Source organism: Synechococcus sp. CBW1108, assembly GCF_015840335.1.
Lineage (GTDB): Bacteria > Cyanobacteriota > Cyanobacteriia > PCC-6307 > Cyanobiaceae > Cyanobium_A.
This window is the reverse complement of sequence record NZ_CP060395.1, coordinates 2742561-2761189: the sequence shown is the minus strand read 5'-3', so window position 1 is coordinate 2761189 and position 18629 is coordinate 2742561. Positions and strand designations below refer to the sequence as shown.

The 18629-nt window shown below is 65.5% G+C and carries 19 protein-coding genes; 2 read left to right on the top strand and 17 right to left on the bottom strand.

The genetic code is table 11. The annotated features are described in order from the left end of the window. Positions 1 to 13: 13 nt before the first annotated feature. Both H8F27_RS14920 and thrC read right to left on the bottom strand, forming a co-directional pair. Positions 14 to 289 carry a MoaD/ThiS family protein gene (locus H8F27_RS14920; RefSeq protein ID WP_197149109.1) on the bottom strand — a complete coding sequence of 92 codons (276 nt, stop codon included), beginning with the start codon at positions 287 to 289 and terminating at the stop codon, positions 14 to 16. A 29-nt stretch (positions 290 to 318) separates the two neighbouring features. Beyond that, positions 319 to 1584, bottom strand: coding sequence for a threonine synthase (gene thrC / locus H8F27_RS14915; protein ID WP_197149107.1), 1266 nt, complete (start codon positions 1582 to 1584; stop codon positions 319 to 321). Between the two features lie 144 nt (positions 1585 to 1728). On the opposite strand from thrC, the gene H8F27_RS14910 reads away from it, so the two are divergent. Then, positions 1729 to 4590 (top strand): UPF0182 family protein, encoded by a 2862-nt coding sequence (locus tag H8F27_RS14910; RefSeq protein WP_197149105.1) that lies wholly within the window; start codon positions 1729 to 1731, stop codon positions 4588 to 4590. 75 nt (positions 4591 to 4665) lie between these two features. Further along, a complete protein-coding gene (locus H8F27_RS14905) occupies positions 4666 to 5520 on the top strand; it encodes a CsgG/HfaB family protein (protein WP_197149103.1) in 855 nt (284 codons plus the stop codon). A gap of 96 nt (positions 5521 to 5616) precedes the next feature. Here the strand turns inward: H8F27_RS14905 and fba are convergent, their stop codons facing one another. The 15 genes from fba to H8F27_RS14830 form a co-directional block, all read right to left on the bottom strand. After that, on the bottom strand, positions 5617 to 6690 hold the full coding sequence (gene fba, locus H8F27_RS14900) for a class II fructose-bisphosphate aldolase (RefSeq protein ID WP_197149101.1): 1074 nt from the start codon (positions 6688 to 6690) through the stop codon (positions 5617 to 5619). Between the two features lie 43 nt (positions 6691 to 6733). Further along, positions 6734 to 7816, bottom strand: coding sequence for a Gfo/Idh/MocA family protein (locus tag H8F27_RS14895; RefSeq protein ID WP_197149100.1), 1083 nt, complete (start codon positions 7814 to 7816; stop codon positions 6734 to 6736). Next, the gene (locus H8F27_RS14890) at positions 7813 to 8235 is read right to left on the bottom strand and encodes a hypothetical protein (protein WP_231596328.1); all 423 of its coding nucleotides are present in this window, start codon (positions 8233 to 8235) and stop codon (positions 7813 to 7815) included. Before H8F27_RS14890 ends, H8F27_RS14895 begins: the two co-directional genes overlap by 4 nt. 8 nt (positions 8236 to 8243) lie before the next feature. Continuing rightward, on the bottom strand, positions 8244 to 9119 hold the full coding sequence (accD, locus tag H8F27_RS14885) for an acetyl-CoA carboxylase, carboxyltransferase subunit beta (protein WP_197149098.1): 876 nt from the start codon (positions 9117 to 9119) through the stop codon (positions 8244 to 8246). Positions 9120 to 9157: 38 nt separating this feature from the next. Continuing rightward, entirely contained in the window at positions 9158 to 10012 is an 855-nt protein-coding gene (locus H8F27_RS14880) for an A24 family peptidase (RefSeq protein ID WP_231596327.1), read from the bottom strand. Positions 10013 to 10019: 7 nt separating this feature from the next. Next, complete coding sequence (locus H8F27_RS14875) at positions 10020 to 10307, bottom strand: hypothetical protein (RefSeq protein WP_231596326.1); 288 nt, start codon at positions 10305 to 10307, stop codon at positions 10020 to 10022. A gap of 113 nt (positions 10308 to 10420) precedes the next feature. Beyond that, positions 10421 to 11323, bottom strand: a complete 903-nt coding sequence (locus H8F27_RS14870; RefSeq protein ID WP_197149097.1) for a phosphoribulokinase — start codon at positions 11321 to 11323, stop codon at positions 10421 to 10423. Between the two features lie 84 nt (positions 11324 to 11407). Next, positions 11408 to 12490: a 3-isopropylmalate dehydrogenase gene (gene leuB, locus H8F27_RS14865; RefSeq protein WP_197149095.1), complete on the bottom strand. Its 1083-nt coding sequence runs from the start codon at positions 12488 to 12490 to the stop codon at positions 11408 to 11410. Between the two features lie 25 nt (positions 12491 to 12515). Further along, entirely contained in the window at positions 12516 to 13598 is a 1083-nt protein-coding gene (lpxD, locus tag H8F27_RS14860; RefSeq protein ID WP_197149093.1) for a UDP-3-O-(3-hydroxymyristoyl)glucosamine N-acyltransferase, read from the bottom strand. Positions 13599 to 13635: 37 nt separating this feature from the next. Beyond that, on the bottom strand, positions 13636 to 14736 hold the full coding sequence (proB, locus tag H8F27_RS14855) for a glutamate 5-kinase (RefSeq protein ID WP_197149091.1): 1101 nt from the start codon (positions 14734 to 14736) through the stop codon (positions 13636 to 13638). Continuing rightward, positions 14736 to 15245, bottom strand: a complete 510-nt coding sequence (locus H8F27_RS14850; protein ID WP_197149089.1) for a YqeG family HAD IIIA-type phosphatase — start codon at positions 15243 to 15245, stop codon at positions 14736 to 14738. The genes proB and H8F27_RS14850 overlap by 1 nt, the downstream gene beginning before the upstream one ends. Beyond that, positions 15245 to 15823, bottom strand: a complete 579-nt coding sequence (locus H8F27_RS14845; RefSeq protein ID WP_197153624.1) for a DUF3727 domain-containing protein — start codon at positions 15821 to 15823, stop codon at positions 15245 to 15247. The genes H8F27_RS14850 and H8F27_RS14845 overlap by 1 nt, the downstream gene beginning before the upstream one ends. A 19-nt stretch (positions 15824 to 15842) precedes the next feature. After that, positions 15843 to 16292, bottom strand: coding sequence for a Holliday junction resolvase RuvX (gene ruvX, locus H8F27_RS14840; RefSeq protein WP_197153622.1), 450 nt, complete (start codon positions 16290 to 16292; stop codon positions 15843 to 15845). Between the two features lie 29 nt (positions 16293 to 16321). Further along, positions 16322 to 17398: a hypothetical protein gene (locus H8F27_RS14835; RefSeq protein WP_231596325.1), complete on the bottom strand. Its 1077-nt coding sequence runs from the start codon at positions 17396 to 17398 to the stop codon at positions 16322 to 16324. Between the two features lie 60 nt (positions 17399 to 17458). After that, entirely contained in the window at positions 17459 to 18628 is a 1170-nt protein-coding gene (locus tag H8F27_RS14830; protein ID WP_231596324.1) for a F420-0:Gamma-glutamyl ligase, read from the bottom strand. Between the last annotated feature and the right edge of the window lies 1 nt (position 18629).

The window sequence follows — 18629 nt, the reverse complement described above, 5'->3', positions numbered from 1 at the left end:
CCCCATTCTGGGCTCATCCGCCGGCAACTGCTGGCACGATGCTCACCTCATCTCCGTCCTTGAGGGGCGTGGCCTGGTGGTCGAGGAAACGGATGTCCTCGCTATTTACATAGACATTGAGAAAACGACGCAGCTTGCCGGCCTCATCACAGAGGCGGCCCTTGATGCCTGGATAATGCAGCTCAAGGGCGTCGATCAGGCCGTCCACGCTTCTGGCTTCCAGATCAACGCTGGCCTCGTTGTTGGTGAATTTCTGCAGGGGGGTGGGGATTAGAACCTGAACGGCCATGGCGGAGATTGGGCGGGTATGGAAAAGGGTCAGCTGGGGCGGTCTGCCTGGGCCTGGGCCCAGGCGGATTTGAAGCTGTCGAGCTGGGCCTCGATCGTGTATGGGGCGCCGATGGAGTCGGCAATGGCCTCTGTTGTCTTGAGCCCATTGCCGGTGATGTAGGCAACAGTGGTTTCCTCCGGGTTGATCTTGCCGAGCTCCACCAGTTTCTTGAGCACCGCAATTGTGGTGCCGCCAGCTGTTTCGGTGAAAACTCCCTCGGTTTCTGCCAGCAGCTTGATGCCGTCGATGATCTCGGCATCACTCACGGCGGCGATGGTGCCGCCGGTTTTGTTGGCGATATCAATGGCGTAGGGGCCATCGGCGGGATTGCCAATGGCAATTGATTTGGCGATCGTATTGGGCTTAACCGGGGTGATGAAGTCGCGGCCGGCGGCGAAGGCCTGGGCGATCGGGCTGCAGCCTTCGGCCTGGGCGCCGCTGAAACGCACGGCCTTTTCTTCCACCAGGCCCACCTTGATGAATTCATCAAAGCCCTTGCGGATTTTGGTGAACAGGGAGCCCGAGGCCAGGGGCGCCACGATGTGGTCGGGCAGTTGCCAGCCCAGCTGTTCAATCACCTCATAGCCCAGGGTCTTGGAGCCCTCGGAGTAGTAGGGGCGCAGGTTGATGTTGACGAAGCCCCAGCCGAAGGTGTTGGCTACTTCCGAGCAGAGGCGGTTGACCTGGTCGTAGTTGCCATGCACCGCCATGAGGGTTGGGTTGTAGACCAACGTGCCGAGTACCTTGCCCAACTCCAGGTCACTGGGGATGAACACGCAGCACTCCAGGCCGGCGTGGGCGGCGATGGCGGCGGTGGAGTTGGCCAGGTTGCCGGTGGAGGCGCAGCTCACCGTGGTGAACCCGAGCTCGCGGGCCCTGGTGAGCGCCACACTCACCACCCGGTCTTTAAAGGAGAGCGTCGGCATGTTGACGCCGTCGTTCTTGATATGGAGGCTTTTGAGGCCCAGCCGCCGGGCCAGGTTGCCCGCCTTGAGCAGGGGGGTAAAACCCGTGCCCACGTCAATGGGATCCCCCTCGATCGGCAGGAATTCGCGATAGCGCCAGATGGAGGTGGGCCCAGCCTCAATGGTGGCGCGGCTCACCCGATTCTTGATGGCTTCGTAGTCGTAGACGACCTCCAGGGGCCCGAAACAGACGTCTTCACAGACGTGGCGGGCGCTGGCCTCATAGGGGTGGCCGCATTCTTTACAGCGCAGTCCGGTGAAGGTTGAGCGGGAGAGGGTGGCAGTCACGGGCACGCCCAGCAGTGTAAAGAGGCTAACAGCGCCAGATGGGGCTACTGATTAATCCCGATCACCGATGTCGGATATTTCCTGGCGCTGGTGGCTTGCTGTTGGGCCAGGGCTTCCTAGCCTCAGCAAGTAAGCCGATTGCTGATGTCAAGGCGAGCGTCGCCGTCTGCCTTCTTGCTGCTCGTCAGCGTGCCCCTTGGGTTGGCCCTGCTTGCCGCAGTTTTGATCCTGGTGTCCCGCCTCTGGGTGGAATGGCAGTGGTTTGAGCAATTTTCCAGGGGTGGGGTGCTGCTTCGCCGCTGGTTGCTGCAGATTGGCTTCTCCCTGCTAGGGCTGGCCTTGGGCCTGGCCCTGCAGCGCTGGATTACCAGCTTCTGGCGACAGGGATCGGCACCTGCCGAGCCCCGCCGTTTTGGGCTTGCGCCGCTCGCCTATGGCCTCAGCCTTGGGCTCCTGGCCACGATCCAGCTGCTGCCCCTGGCCCTGCTGCTCAATTTGGCGGAGCGATTGGTTCGCAATCCTTTTGACACCAGCCGGTTGCATGGGCTCGCCATGCTCGATGGCCTGCCCTTCCCTTTGCTGCTGTTGTTGGCGGCCTTGCTGGGGGCGTTGCTACTGCGCCCCAGCTTTGCGCCCCGGTTGGTGGCGGGGATGGCTTCCCTGGCTGCAGCCACCGCCATGGGCCGGGCCTGGGGGGTGTGGTCGCTGGCTCTGTTGGCTCCAGATAGCGGCATTAGGGAGCCCCTGCTTGATGCCGACATCAGTTTTGCACTGGTGCGCTTTCCCGCTCTGGCCTTTGGGCTCACCCTGCTGCTGGCCCTGCTGAGCTGCCATCTGGCGGCGGGGCTATGGGGGATCCTGGCCCGCCCGCCCCAGCTCAGCGATGGGCGCTTCCACGGCTTCACCGCCACCCAACTGGTGAGGCTGCGCGCACCCCTGGCCCTGCTGGCCCTTCTGGTTTCCTTTGGTTTCTTACTGGGGCGGCACCAGTTGCTGCTGAGCACCGCTGGCAGTGTGCCCGGGGCCGGCTGGTTGGATGTTCACTTTGTGCTCCCCCTGCGCACCACGGCCGTCGTCGTGGCCCTGCTGACCGCCGTGGCCCTGCTGTTGCCGCTGCCCCGCAAGGGTCTACGTGGCCCCCTGCTGGCGGCAGTATCCGCAGCCCTGCTCGTGGTGCCCCTGCTCGAGGCCCTGCTGACTCCACTTTTCCAGTTGATGCTGGTGCGCCCCCGGGAACTCCAGCTGGAGACCCCCTACCTGGCTCGCTCGATCGCGGCCACCAGGGCCGCCTTTCAGCTCGATGACATCAGAAGTCGCAACGTGAGGCCTCGCAACCGCCTCAGCCGTGCCGATGTCATCGCCGGCCAGGCGACTCTGCGCAACATCCGTCTCTGGGATAGCCAGCCCCTGCTATCGACCAACCGCCAGCTGCAGCAGCTGAGGGTCTATTACCGCTTTTCAGGGGCTGCGGTCGACCGCTACAGCCTGTCAGCCAATGCGGGCAGGGATCGCCGCCAGTTGGTGATGATCTCGGCTAGGGAGCTGGATCAGGCCTCCCTGCCCCCGGCGGCCCGCACCTGGCTCAATACCCATCTGGTGTTCACCCATGGATATGGCTTCACGGTTTCGCCGGTAAACACGAGCAGCCCCGATGGCTTGCCCGACTTCTTCATCAGCGATCTGGGAGCCTCCACCCGGGTGCAGGGCAATGCCAAGTTGGGCATCAGCTCTGCCCAGGTGAGGGCCGGCATTCCAATCGGCCAACCCAGTCTCTATTTCGGAGCTCTCAAGTCGCCCTATGCCCTAGCTCCCACCAAGGTGCAGGAATTTGACTATCCCCAGGGAGACGAAAATCTCTACACCCATTACTCAGGTAAGGCCGGTGTGCCGATCGGCTCAGCCTGGGGACGCCTGGCCGCTGCCCTCTACCTGGGTGAGCCGAAGTTGCTGGTGCAGGGTGCAATCACCCCTGCTACCCGGTTGCTGCTGCGGAGGGAGGTGAGGGAGAGGTTGCGCACCCTGGCGCCCTTCGTGCGATTTGAGGGAGATCCGGTGCTGGTATCGGTCCAGCTGGGCCAGAACGGCCCCTTCCCTCGCACCCAGCACCAGTACTGGCTGGTGGAGGGGTTTACCAGCAGCCGCAGCTATCCCTACAGCGCGGCGGTGCCGGGTGAGCCTGAGATCCGCTATCTGCGCAATTCGGTTAAGGCGGTTGTCGATGCCTACAACGGCACCGTGGTGATGTATGTCGCCTCCAGCAGCGATCCGATCATGGCTGGCTGGCAGCGTCTTTTTCCCGATCTGTTCGCGCCGATGTCGGCCATGCCTGCTGCCCTGCGGGCCCATATCCGCTACCCCCAATGGCAGTTTGAGTTGCAGACGGCCCAGCTGCTCAGATATCACGTCACCGATCCTCGGGTTTTCTACAGCGGGGATGACGTGTGGCAGGTGCCGAATGAGCTCTATGGCCGTAATCAGATTCCGGTGAAGCCGTATCACGTCAGCGCCCAGCTGACCCCAGACCATCCGCCGGAATTTCTGCTGTTGCAACCGCTCACCCCCCTGGCGCGCCCAAATCTCGCCGCCTGGGTGGCGGCCCGCAGTGACGACCCCAACTACGGCGAACTGGTTTTGCTGCGCTTCCCCACCCAAACGCCGATCTTCGGCCCCGAGCAGATCCAGGCCCTGATCAACCAGAACCCGAGCATCAGTCAACAGTTCGGCCTCTGGGACCGGGCCGGCTCGGAGGTGATCCAGGGCAACCTGCTGGTGGTGCCCTTGGGCAAAGCCCTCCTCTATGTAGAGCCCGTCTACCTCAAGGCCCGCAATGGCGGCCTGCCCACCCTCACCCGGGTGGTGGTGAGTGATGGCAGCCGGGTGGCGATGGAGACCAGCCTTGAGAAGGCTATAGAGGCCCTCCTGGATGACCGCCGCTCCCTGGCTGCGGTCAACAATTCAGCGCCAACCAGTCCAGCTGAACTCCTTCCAGCCCTCGCTCCGCCGTGAAGCTCCGGAGCATGGCGTCTCTGGGCAGAGGGACTCGTTCAGAATGATGCTCTGCAACCTTTATGGCATCCCCCAATGGCAAAAAGAATTCAGCGCCTTGCCGGTCGGACGCTCACCGCGGTTGTTTTGGCGGCCTCCACCAGCTTCAGTCCGATCGGTCCAGCTTTCGGCCAGCAGCGGGTTGGCGTGCCAACGGTGTCCGTTCCTGACTTCAAAAACAACGTGACCGGTACCTGGTGGTGGCAGGGACCCGTGGCCCAGGATCTCTCCAGCGCCCTGGCCAATGAGCTGGCGGCCACCGGTGAGATCAAGGTGGTAGAGCGGCGCCAGCTTGGCCAGGTTCTCTCCGAGCAGGAACTCGCCGAACTTGGCATCGTCCGTAAGGCCAGCCCAACGGCAGCAAAGAAGGGCCAGATGACCGGGGCCAGGTACATCGTGCTCGGCACGGTGACGTCCTACGACACCGCAACCGATCTGGAAAGCAAAGGCAGTGGCATGGGTTTTCTTGGGTTCGGTGGAGCCAAGCAGAACACCGTTACGAAGGACTACGTCGCCATTGATATTCGTGTCGTCGATAGCACCACCGGTGAGATTGTCGGTTCTCGCACGGTTGAGGGTCGCGCTACGAACACCATCGAGCAGAAGTCCAGCGGGGGCAGCTTGCTGCCTGCGGCTGTGATTCTGGGCGCTACGGTGCCAATGAGCTCAGGCGGCTATGCCGCCACTGCCGCTGCTGGCACGTTCAATTTCTCCAACAATTCAACAACGGCAAGCCGCACTCCAGCTGCCAAGGCGTTGCGGGCAGCCCTGATAGAAGCTTCTGGCTACGTCAGTTGCCTGCTGGTTCCGTCGGGCGATTGCATGGCCGCTTTCCAGGCCAAGGATCAGCAGCGTCGTCAGAAAACCCTGGGAACTCTGGAGCTCGAGTGACGCAGGGATCACCCTTAAAGGAACCTGTCGTGCAGTACCACCGCCATCATAAAAAGGGGGGCTCCAGCCCCCCATGATTGATCCTGGCTTGTCGACTCAAGCAGCCACGGCAGTTTTGGGGTCCAGTTCGCCCTTGGCGTAGAGGCCGGCGTAGTAGTTGATGTCGCGCTGCTTGATCTTGCTGGCGTTGCCGGCACACCAGAACTGCTGGTAGCGATCCAGGCACACCTGCTTCATGTACTGGCGGGCAGGCTTGTTGAAGTGGCGGGGATCAAAGTTGGTGGGATCCTTGAAGGCCGCTTCCCGAACAGCTGCGGTGAAGGCCAGCCGGTTGTCGGTGTCGATGTTCACCTTGCGCACGCCGTTGCGGATGCCCTCCTGGATTTCCTCCACGGGCACGCCGTAGGTCTCGGGGATGGCGCCGCCGTACTTATTGATCATGTCCAGCCACTCCTGGGGTACCGAGGAGGAGCCGTGCATCACCAGGTGGGTGTTGGGGATGGCTTTGTGGATCTCGGCGATGCGGCTGATGGCCAGCACTTCACCGGTGGGCTTGCGGGTGAACTTGTAGGCGCCGTGGCTGGTGCCGATGGCGATCGCCAATGCGTCGACTTTGGTTTTGGCGACGAAGTCGGCGGCCTCGGCCGGATCGGTGAGCAGCTGGCTGTGGTCGAGCTTGCCCTCAAAGCCGTGGCCGTCCTCGGCCTCACCCATGCCGGTTTCCAGGGAACCGAGGCAACCCAGTTCGCCCTCCACACTCACGCCGATGGCGTGGGCCACGTCAACCACTTCCTTGGTGACGGCCACGTTGTACTCGTAGCTGGCAGGGCTCTTGGCATCAGCCATCAGCGAGCCGTCCATCATCACCGAGGTGAAGCCGTTGGCGGCGGCGCCGAAGCAGGTGGCAGGACTGTTGCCGTGGTCCTGGTGCATCACCACCGGGATGTCCGGATAGGTTTCAACCGCAGCCAGGATCAGGTGGCGCAGGAAATTTTCACCGGCATACTGGCGCGCTCCGCGGGAGGCCTGCAGGATCACCGGAGAGTCGGTTTCACTGGCCGCCTCCATGATCGATTGCACCTGCTCGAGGTTGTTGACGTTGAAGGCAGGAATGCCATAGCCGTTCTCAGCGGCATGGTCGAGCAGCAGCCGAAGCGGAACGAGCGCCATGGGAAAAAACCTCTCGGATCGGAGTAGGGAACTGGCTGGGAGTCTAGGGGATGCCCCCGGGCTGGCCATGGCGGGCCCAATCGCAACAGCGCTGGCTACTCACCGCTTCGCCCAGGCCGGGCACCATCGGGCGTCCCTCGCGCACCGCCTCACTCCACCAGCTGTGCAGCCGCAGCACCGGGGCGATCCTCCCGTCGGCCCAGGTGCGACCAAACCCCCATTGGGCTTCAGCTTCCAGGGGCCTGAGCGGCTCCCCTCCGCGGGAGTGCCACAGACCAAAACCATGGACGTAGTCGGCCTGGTTGTCGGATCCGAGTACGGCGGTCCCATCCCGCCCGTAGAGCTCGAGCCAGCAGCCCCGCCCCCGGCGGGTCACGGAGGCCAGGTTCAACTGGGCCGGTACTACCTGACCCTGGGCGGTCTCCAGTTCCAGCTGCACCAGGGCGATGTCCTCGGCGTCGACGCCGGCCAGGCGGCCACTGCCATCTCCCAGGGGCCTTTCGCCAATGGCCGTGCTCAGCAGGGCCCGCAGGGAGCGGCTTGGTCCCACCAGCCAATGGAGGATGTCAAAGGCATGGGTGCCCAGGGCCCCCAGCACGCCGCCGCCTGCAGCGGCCTGGGAATACCAGTTCCAGGGCCTGGTGGGGTCGGCGCGGCTAGACATCAGCCAGTCGAATTTGACAAGCAGCAGTTCCCCCAGGTCGCCATTGGCAACAAGGGCGGCAAGCTGCTGGAAGAGGGGCACCGCCCGGTATTCGAAATCAACTGCCACCGTCAGCCCCCGCTGCAGAGCCAGCCTTTGCAGCTCTTCCACCTGCTCGGCGCAGAGGGCCACCGGCTTTTCCAGCAGCAGGTGCTTGCCGGCATGAAGGGCCCTCTCGGCCAGCTCGAAGCGGGGCGCCGGCGGGGTGGCGATCACCAGGGCCTCTACCGCCGGATCGGCCAGCAGGGCATCGAAGTCGCCGTAGCCGGGCAGTTCGGCGCTGCGGCAGGCGGCCTCCAACCGTTCGGGCCGGGGATGCCAGAGCGCTACCGGAGTGGTGCCGGCACAGGCCCGCAGGGCGGGCAGGTGGACCTTTTCACCGATCCCCAGGCCGGCGATGGCCACCCGCAATGGGCTGGTCATGGCAGGGTCTCACCGGCAACTGCGCACACCTCAGTTACCACCCTGGTGATCAGGTTGTCCCCGGCGGTGGGCTGCCACTGGGCCCCGAACTGGGGCAGGCCGTTGATCGAGGTGTCGCGGAATAGGGCCTGGTCGCAATCGAGTTCCATCACATAGAGATCGTTGCTAGGACGGGGCTTCTCCTCCGTGGTGGGGGCTTGGAACCGGGTCAGCACCGACACGTTGCCCTCGCGGCTACGGCGCAGGCTGCCCCCATCCCACCACTGGCGCCCCTCATCGCTGCTCGCCACCTCGTGCCAGTCAACCGGGCCGGCAAAGGCTGCCGAACCGGCGCCGCTGATAACTATCAGCAGCAGCAGCAGAATTGAAGCCAGCCTGCCCAGATTTCTGCTTAAGAATTTGCCCAGATTTCTGCCCATGATCTGCCTCACGCCGCCACCGTTTCGCGGCAGCCGTGCAGCTTGAGCAGGCTTGCCAGGGTGGGCTTGAGGCGGGTGCGATCCACGATGGCATCGACAAAGCCATGCTCGCGCAGGTATTCAGCGGTTTGAAAGCCTTCGGGGAGTTTTTCGCGCAGGGTCTGCTCAATCACCCGCCTGCCAGCAAAGCCGATCAGGGCCTTGGGTTCGGCCAATATTAGATCGCCCAGCATGGCAAAGCTGGCCGTCACACCCCCTGTGGTGGGGTAGGTCAGCAGGGGCAGGTAGAGCAATTCGGCCTGGCGGTGGCGTTCCAGGGCACCGGAGATCTTGGCCATCTGCATCAAGCTGAGCATGCCCTCCTGCATGCGGGCGCCGCCGGAGGCACACACGATCAGCACCGGGTAGCGGCGGGCAGTGGCGGTTTCGATCAGGCGGGTGAGCTTCTCGCCCACCACCGAGCCCATCGAGCCGCCCATGAAGCTGAAGTCCATCACCCCCAGGGCCAGGGGCAAGCCGCTGGTGCGGCAGAGGCCGGTGACGACGGCATCCAGCAGTCCGGTGCTCTGCTGGCTGTCCCGCAGCCGATCTGTGTAGCTGCGCCGATCCTTGAAGACCAATGGATCGGTGGGGGCCAGGCAGCTATCTAGCGGTTCGAAGCTGCCGGGGTCGGCGATCAGGGCGATGCGCTCCTCACTGTCAATCCTGTTGTGGTGGCCGCACCCCTTGCAGACGCTGGCATTGGCCACCAGATCTTTGCGGTAGACCACTAGGCCGCATTCGGGGCACTTGCTCCACAGCCCATCGCCCTCTTCCACGTCCTGGGTGACCCGCACGGTGGGGGCATTTTTCTGGCGATCCGCGAACCAGTCGAAAAGCGACATGCGATCTCAAGGCGACAGGGCCCGGCGGCTGAATCCATTTAAGGCGCCCGGCCCACCAGCCCAAGGAGTGGCAGCCAAAAGTCATGGCCCCATAGCCAGACGGCGGCCCCACCAGCTGCCAGAAATGGTCCGAAGGGAAAGGGCTGGTGCCTGCCCAGCCGCCCGCTGAGGCGGCCGATGCTGCCAATCACGGCACCGCCGAACACTGCCAGCACCACAGTTATGCCCAGGCCGGTGAGCCCCAGCCACGCTCCCAGCAGGGCAGCGAGCTTGGCGTCGCCCAGCCCCAGGGCGGGCTTGCCGATGAGCCTCTCGGCCAGGGCGCTGACGCCTTCAAACCCCACCAGGGCAACCCCGGCAGCCAGGAGGTGGTGGAACAGCAGGGCCCGGCCCACGGCTTCGCCCTGCTGAAAACCAATTATTGCCGTCATCCCCAGGCCCAGTAGCAGGCCTATCCGGCAGAGGGGCTCGGGCAGCCAGAGGTAATCGAGGTCGATCAGCAGCAAGGGCAGCAGCCAGCTGAGCAGCAGCCAGCCAGCCAGCACCACCAGCCAGGCCAGGGGCCGGGGGCCCATCGCTGCCGGGGTTGCCTGCAGGCAGGCCACCCAGAGCCCGGCGCTGAGCAGCTCTACCAGCGGATAGCGAATCGCGATCGGGGCGCCGCAGTGGCCGCAGCGGCCCCTCAGCCATAGCCATCCCAGCACGGGCACATCCTCATACCAGCGCAAACGGCTGCCGCACCGGGGGCAGTGGCTGGGCGGCAGCAGGATCGATTCCTCACGCGGCAGTCGCCAGGCAACCAGATTCAGGAAGCTGCCGAAACAGGCTCCGATCAGCGCGACCCCAATTGGCAGGTTCGGGAAGCTGGCGAGCAGTGGCGCTGGGACGCTCAAGCGGAACTCAGACGGTTGTCGGGGAGGGGGTGGTGCGGGGAAAGCGCAGCCGGGATGGGCCACTGCGGCTGCGCCGGGCCCGGATCAGGTCGATCGGTACAAACTGCTCGTCTGGCAGGAGCACCGGCATGGCTTGAACAATCCGACCTTGAAAATTGGCAGGGTTGGCCTTGAGCACCACACCACAGACATCTGCAGCCGGCGCGCAGTGGTCAAGGGCCTCAAACAGAACCCTGCGGGCGGCCTGAATGACCATCTGACTATTGATCTGATCAAGGCGCAAGACAGGGGCCACCTTGGTGGGGGCCCCTGAGATCAGAAACGAGGGGGGAATCGGCGTGGACGGGGAGACGGAAATCGGCCTCACCAAGTCGTATTGCGAACCCAGAGTAAGGGGTACGGCTGCAATCAGGCCAGCTTCTTCTTTTCTTCGATCATCCGATGGATGATCGGAGTGAGAATCAGCTCCATTGCAAAACCCATTTTGCCGCCATTCACCACAATCGAGGTGGGGGTTGACATGAACGAGTCGTGGATCATGTCGAGCAGGTAGGGGAAATCGATCCCCCACTTGTCGCGGGCCACCTTGCGGAAGTGGATGATCACGAAGCTTTCATCCGGGGTGGGAATGGTCTGGATGAAGAAGGGGTTCGAGGTATCCACCGTGGGCACCCGCTGGAAGTTGATGTCGGTGAGGCTGAACTGGGGACAGATGTGATTGATGTAATCGGGCATGCGGCGCAGGATCGTATCCACCGTGGCCTCGGCCGAGTAGCCCCGCTCCTGGTTGTCGCGGGCGATCTTCTGAATCCACTCCAGGTTGACGATCGGCACCACGCCGATCAGCAGATCCGCCAGATTGCGCAGGTTGTAGCCCTCGCCCACCACGCCCCCGTGCAGTCCTTCATAGAAGAGCAGGTCGGTGCCGGCAGGAATAGGTTCCCAGGGGGTGAACTGGCCAGGTTCAAGGTTTGTGCCCAAGCGGCCGTTGTGGTCTGCCGCTTCCTCCGCCGAGTGAAGGTAGTAACGCTTCTGGCCGCCGCCGGTTTCCCCGTAGGTGCGGAACAGCTCCTCGAGTTTGTCGAAGCGGTTTGCCGCTGGGCCGAAGTGGGAGAAGTTCTCTCCATTGGCAACGGCGGCAGCCATCGCTTCCTTCATCGCTGCCCGCTCGTAGCGGTGGTAGCTGTCGCCCTCCACCACGGCAGGGGTGATGCCCTCGCGCTTGAAGATGTACTCGAAGGCTCGCTTGACAGTGCTGGTCCCAGCGCCGGAAGAGCCGGTGACAGAAACAACCGGGTGACGCTTCGACATGCGCGAGGGGAGAAAACGGCTGCAATTTTGGCAGGTAGGTGGACCTCTAAGGCCAATCCCTGCCGGACCGTTACCAGCCGTGGTTCAGGCTTCCAGGGCTGCCAGCAGCTGGTCGCCCATGGCGCGGCAGCCCAGCTGGGTGCAACCTGCGGCCATCAGGTCACCGGTGCGGAAGCCTGCCGCCAGCACCCGATCCACGGCGCTCTCCAGGGCGGTGGCCGCCTCCTCCTGGCGTAGGCCCAGCCGCAGCAGCATGGCGGCGCTGAGCACCATCGCCAGGGGGTTGGCCCTGTCCTGGCCGGCGATGTCGGGAGCTGACCCGTGGATCGGCTCAAACAGGCCGGGGCCGCTGCTGCCCAGGGAGGCAGAGGGGAGCATGCCGATGGAGCCGGTGAGCATGGCCGCCTCGTCGCTGAGAATGTCACCGAACAGGTTGCTGGTCAGCAGCACGTCGAACTGACGGGGGTTGCGCACCAGTTGCATCGCCGCGTTGTCGACATACATATGGCTTAGCTCCACTGCGGGGTAGCCGCCGGCCATGGCGTTGACCCGATCCCGCCAGAGCTGGCTGACATCGAGCACGTTGGCTTTGTCGACGCTGCAGAGCCTGCCGCTCCGCGCTGCGGCCAGATCGAAGGCCACCTTGGCGATACGGTCGATTTCGTCGTCGAAGTAGGCCATGGTGTTGAAGGCCCGCACCCGGCCGTCAGCCTCCACCCGACCCCTCGGTGTGCCGAAATAGACCCCGCCGGTGAGCTCCCGCACAACCAGCAGATCCACCCCGGCAATCACCTCGGGTTTGAGGCTGGAGGCATCGATCAGGGCCGGGAAGATCTTCACCGGTCTCAGGTTTGCAAACAGGCCCAGTCCTGAGCGCAGGCCCAGCAGTCCCGTTTCCGGTCGCAGCTCCCGGGGCAGGTTGTCGTATTGGGGCGAACCGATCGCGGCCAGCAGCACCGCCTCGCTTTGCCGGCAGGCTGCCAGGGTGCTCTCAGGTAGGGGCACCCCGGTGGCATCGATGGCGCTGCCGCCCATCGGCTGCTCGTCGTAAACCAGCTCAAAGCCATGGCGGGCACTGACTGCATTGAGCAGTTGGCGCGTCACCGCTGTGATCTCCGGGCCGATGCCGTCGCCTGGCAGCAGGGTGATCCGGTGGCTGGAGGTCATGGTGGCTGAGCTGTCAGGCGCGAGGCTAGGGCTTGGCAGGTTGGGGATTAGGCGGTTCGGGTTCGCGGCGCTTCTCCAGCTGGCGCAGGGCTTTAGCCAGCTCCGGCAACTTGTTGAAGGTGGCGGAACAGCGCAGCCAGAGGCGATTGGGGATGGCCGGATAACCGCTGACCACTTCCCCGGCAGCCACCTCGCCGTGGATGCCCGACTTGGAGGAGGCAATTGAGCCATCCCCCATCACGGCCCTGTTGGCCAGGCCCACCTGGCCCGCCAGGATCACCCCTTTGCCCAGCTTCGCGCCGCCGGCGATGCCCACCTGGGCAGCCAGGGCACAGCCGCTGCCCAGGCTGACGCCGTGGCCGATGTGGACCAGGTTGTCGATTTTGCTGCCCGCGCCGATGCGGGTTTCGCCCACCGCAGGGCGGTCGATGGTGCTGCCGCAGCCCACTTCCACCCCTTCCTCAAGCACCACAAGGCCGGTCTGGGGCATCTTGCGCCAGCCGCCGGCGGTGGGCACAAAGCCAAAGCCCTCGCTGCCAATTACCGCATTGGAGTGGACCACGCAGGCCCCGGCCAGGCGGCTGCCGGGATGGAGCACGGCGCCGGAGTGGAGTTCACAGTCCGGGCCGATCTGGACGTCGGCGTAGATCACCACACCGGCATGGATGGTGCAGCTGGCTCCAATCTGCACATCAGCACCAATCACCACGAGGGGGCCCACATGGCAGCCCATGCCAACAACGGCGCCGGGGTCGATCACGGCGCTGGGGTGGATGCCAGGGGCAGGGCGCCGGCGCGGGTGGAGCACTTCGAGCGCCTCGGCGAAGCCAAGGCGGGGATCGGCCAGGGCAACCCAGGCCAGGCCCCGCTCGCTTGCCAGCTGCTGCAGCGCTTGCGCCCCCTCGCCGCGGGCCGGTATCAACACTGCGCTCGCGCCGGTATCGGCCAGGGCCGCCGCCAGGGCGTTGCCGGGCTCGAGAAAAGCCAGCTGCCCGGTCCCGGCTTGGTCTAGGGCTGCGCCGCCGTGGATGGCAGGGTCACTGGCCAGGTGGCGTGGACTCGCACCGGTAACCTCGCCCAGGCGGCCGAGCAGTTCGCTGAAACGCATTCCCAGGTCTATGGCCTGGCCGGATCGTAGGTCGCGCCTAGCAGCCGGTGAGCACCAGCTGATCGCGATGCACCACCTCCACGCCGGCACAGCCGATCAACTCCGCCAGCTCGACGCTGCCCAGGCTGGCCAGGCCCCGCCCGAGCTCCCGGCCATCACTGGCCACCAGCCGCACCGCCTCCCGCCGGCCGAACTGCCCTTCGACTGCCCGCACTCCTACGGCCAGCAGGGAGGCGCCCTGAAGGGTGAGGGCCCGTTCGGCCCCCGCATCCAGATGCAGGGTGCCCTTGGGGAGCAGGGCATGGGCAAGCCAGCCCTTGCGGTTGGCCAGGGGGGTTGGGCTCGGCTGAAAAATGGTGCCCACCCTTTCACCAGCCAGCAGGGCATCGAGCACGGCCGGGTCGCGGCCATCGGCCAGGCGCACCCGGATGCCGCTGGAGGTGGCAATGCGGGCGGCGGCCAATTTGGTGGTCATCCCGCCCGTGCCCCACTGGCCACCACCGCCGGCTGCCCCCTGCAGGCTGTTGAGTTCGGCCAGGTTTGACACCTCCTCGATCGGTCGGGCATCCCTATCGGTGCGGGGGTCACCCGAGTAGAGCCGGTCCACGTCGGTGAGCAGCACCAATTCGTCGGCGCCGATCGCCACCGCCACCAGGGCTGAGAGGGTGTCGTTGTCGCCGAAGCGCAGCTCATCGGTGGCCAGGGTGTCGTTCTCGTTGACCACGGGCACCACCCCCCAGGCGAGCAGCTGCTCCAGGGTGCGGCTGGCGTTTTGATAGCGGCGGCGGGAGGCCAGATCGCCGCGGGTGAGCAGCACCTGGGCCACGGCCACCCCTCGCAAGGCAAAGGCGTCCTGGTAAAGGGCCATCAGTCGGCCCTGGCCCACCGCAGCTGCGGCTTGCAGGGCCACCACCTCGCTGGGCCGCTGCTGCAGGGCCATGGCCGTGCAGCCCAGTCCAACGGCACCGCTTGTCACCAGGGTCAGGGCATCGCCGCTGCGTTGCCTGCGGCAGAGGCTGGCCGCCAGATCTGCGATCACCGCAGAGGTGGGCCGCTCAGGGCTGCCCCTCAGCAGGCTCGTGCCCACCTTGATCACCCGCCGCAGGGAGGGCTGGCCGGAGTCATGCCTGGCTGCCATCAGCCCAGGATCGTGCCCAGCCGGCGGGCGAGAAGTAGCTCGATTTTCTGGAGCCGATCCCGCTGGCAGGGCTGGCCGAGGGGATCGATCGGTTTGACCAACACCGTGAACAGCCCCAACCGGTTGCCGGCGATCACATCGGTAAAGAGGCGATCACCTATCAGGGCGACTTCGTGGTGGGGCAGTTTCAGCTCGGCCAAAACCCGCCGCAGGGCCCTGCGGCGGGGCTTACCAGCCGAAATTGTGTAGGGCAGGTTGAGCTGCTCAGCCACCGCCCCCACCCGCTTGCGGGAGGGGTTGTTGCTGAGCAGGTGGATGGGCATGCGCTGCTGGGCCCGTTGCAGCCAGTGCAGCACGCTCTCCGGCAAGACCGCCTGGCGGCGGGGCAGCAGGGTGCGGTCAACGTCCAGCACCAGGGCCCGGATCTGCTGGTCCAGCAATTCCTGTAGGGGCAGCTCGGCCAGGGTGCAATCCAGCAGCCAGTTGGGGCGCAGCAGCTGGCGCAGCATCAGCCCTCTGCCTCCCGTTCATCGAGTTCGGCCTCGATCCTGGGTTGGACCCTTTCGAATTCCTCTCCCTCCACAAGTACGGCGCCACCCCCCTCCATGCGGGCCACCACGAAGAAGGGGTCGAGGGGGATGTAGAGCCCGTATTCCTGTTCGTCGGCAAGGAAGCTCACCAGCAGCTCGTAGGTTTCCGAGTCGTCATCGTCGTCCTCGTCGTCATCGTCGTCGAGCTCATCGGGCTCAGGTTCGTCCAGCTCTCCACTCACCGTCAGGGTGACGGCGGAGCGCACCAGGGTGAGATCGTGCTCCTGGAGCACCACATCGGCAACCGAGAGAATCGGCTCGGTGGCATCGATGGTGTCGATCAGTTCCGGCTCCTCGTCGTCCTCAAGGCGGAACAGGCAGACCGGGGTATCCACCGGGGTGAGCAAGACGTAATCGTGGCCGTCCAGGGGTATCAGCTGCTCCAAAAAGCAGAGCAGTTGCCGCCCGTGGCTGTCCTGCACGAGCACCGTTGGCACATCTGCGAGCCCATCTGAGGGCAGATCAGCAGGGGGATTGGACGGGGTATCGGGGGTCATGTGCTCGGGATGGATCTCCTCAGAATGGAGCAACGCCCCCAGTCTGGCTGTAAGGGATGCTCGCCGGCAGCACCGGTTCTGGCCCTTCCTGCAGCCATTGCCGCAGTAGCAGGGCTGCGGCGGCGCTGTCGAGGGCACCGCTGCGATCGCCTTGCAGCCCGTGGAGCTCGGCGGCAGCCCAGCTGCTGGAGTGTTCATTCACCCAGGCAAGGGGCAGGGCCAGCTGGCGTGCCAAGCGTTGCCCGTAGCGCAGGCAGTGGCTGGCCTGGGCTGTGATCTCACCCTTGTCGTCCAGGGGGAGGCCCACCACCAGGGCCGTGACCTGCCTTTGGCGCACCAGCTCGCCCAGGTGGTCTTGATCGTGGGCGAACCGTCCCCGGGCCAGGGGGGGCAGGGGGGTAACCGTGAGCCCGAGCCGGTCGCAACCTGCCAGGCCGATGCGGCGGCGACCCACGTCGAGGGCCAGCACCGACTGGGGTTGTGGGGCCGACCTCCCCACTAGGGCGGTGCCAGGGGTGTCGGTGTGGGCAGGGGGCGGCGGCGAGGCTGCCACTGCTCCAGAATTGCTTCGAGGCCCCGGGCGGCCCTTGAGGGCGCCTGCAGCGCCTGGCGCCGCCAGACGCTGCGGGCCATCAGCACCCGCTCACCCCTTTCGCTGGCCCCGAGGCTCGCCAGCCAGTGCTGCAGTGCCTGCTGGCGCAGGTCGCAGCGCAGCCAGAGTGGGGATTGGCCTCCCAACCTGGTCTGGATCTGGCGCAGCAGCAGCTCACTGGCAGGGCCCACCAGTTGCTCCCAGCCTGGGTGCAAGCTCAGTTCCACGTCGTGGCCGCCGCCGGGATGGTCACCGATCCAGCGCACGGCAGCTACCGCCTGTTCCCGGCTGGCATCGACCAGCATCCAGCCCCTGCCATGGCTCTGATCGAGCAGATCTTCGACGCGCCTATCCAGCAGTTGCCTCAGCCGGGCCGGGCAGGCTGCCTGCTCCAGATGCCAGAGCAAGGTGGCGCTGCGGCGGTTCAGCGGGGTGAGTTGCAGGTCGGCCGGCAGGGCCCAGCTGGAGCTGCTCTGGCCGGGGGGGGGGCTCCAGCACCACAGTCGGTCGGTGCGCAGGGGCTGGAAGCCCTGCTCTCTCAACATGGCCAGGCGGTCGTCATCGAGGGTCGAGGCGGTGGCGATCCAGCTGACCGCTCCCTTGGCCTGCTGTATTGCCTGGCGCACCAGGGTGGCGGCTAGTTCCTCATGGCCGGGGCCGGGGGCAAGCCGCAGGTGCTCGATCTGCCAGCAGCTGCCGCTGCGGTTGAGACGCCGGGTGATGATCAGGCCAAGGGGGGTTTGGCCGCTCAGGGCCACCAACACCTCGGGGGCCAGGGAAGGCCTGGCCCGCAGGGCGTGCAGGACCCGCTCGGGTAGGCCCAACAGGATCGCCCGCTGCAGCAGCGGCTGCAGCGGCAAGAAGGTGGGACCGTTGAGCAGGGGCAGGTGCCAGCCGGCCAGGGGCTCAAGCCGCCAGCTCTCCGGTTCGGGGCGGGGCGGCAAAGCCGAACTGGCTGTGGGCGGCTGCAGAATCCCGAGCATGGGGGGCGGGCACTGACAACACCTTGACTCCCACTCTATCGGCGCTGGTGGGAAGGGGCCTCAGCTTGGCCGCACCAGCACCAGGGGAGTGCGCTCATTGGCATTGCCGGCCGGGTTGGGCCTCAGGGCCCGCTCCAGCAATGCCTCATCGCAATTCGGGCTGGAGGCGAGCACCTTGACCCGGCCCAGGTCGTTGACATCGACCACCGCTACAGCCACGCCGAGGCAGCGGGCCATGGCGGCGCAGAAGGCGGCGGGCTGCTGCGGGCCCAGCACAATCGTCTGGTCGTAGGGCGGGGTGGTGCCGGTGATGTCATCGATCAGGCGGGCCTGATATCCAGCCAGGCGATAAAACCAGCCCTTGCTGCCCACCAGCTTGAGCCCCAGGCCGACCATCCAGGCCCCTAGCACCTGGGCCGGGCCGACCACGTCGATCAGGCTTTGCAGGCCGCAGGCCGTCGCCAGGGAGCTGGTGGGATGGAACACCCGGCAGAGCAGGCGGGCCAACATGCTGGGTGCCAGGTTGGCCGGATGCTGGTAGCGCCCCTGCATCACCGCCAGGGGGGTTTCGCCAATGGTGAGCACGTCTCCGGGCTGAATCAGGCCGCCGGCATAACGGCGCAGCACGGCTTCGGGGTCGTCCAGCACACCGAGCAGGTGGGTGCCCACCGGCAATACCCGGCAGCGATCGCCCTCGCGCCAACGGGCTGCCTCAGCCGTTAGGGGTTCAGGCTGCTGCAGGGGAATCAAGATGGCATCGCGGCGCTGCAGCCGCCCGAATGGGCCGTAGTTGATCCAGAGAATCTCCAGCCACAGGGTGTCGAGCAGTGCCCGATCAAGGGCCTGGCCCCCGGCTCCGCCCAGGCTGATGCGGATGCGCGCCTGGGTGCTCTTGTTCCCCTTGACGATGTAAGCGGCCCAGTAGCCATCCGGGCGGGAATCCTCATCCGGATGGAGCGCCTCGATCCGAGTCCTGACCGTGATGCCGCTGAGGTCGCCCCGGCCCAGGAGGGTGGGCTTGAGCTCGATTTCGGGCACCATCACCTCCATACGGCGGTGGGGATTGCTGATCGTCACCGTGCCCTTGACCTCCAGGCCAGTGGCGCTGGCTTCCACGGCGAATGAACCCGCCTTCATCCGCAACGGGGAGGCAGGCCGCAGGCGGTGGCGCAACTCCAGCCACACCAGGCTCAGGCCCAGCAGCAGGGCCAGCACCAGCAGGAGGTTCAAG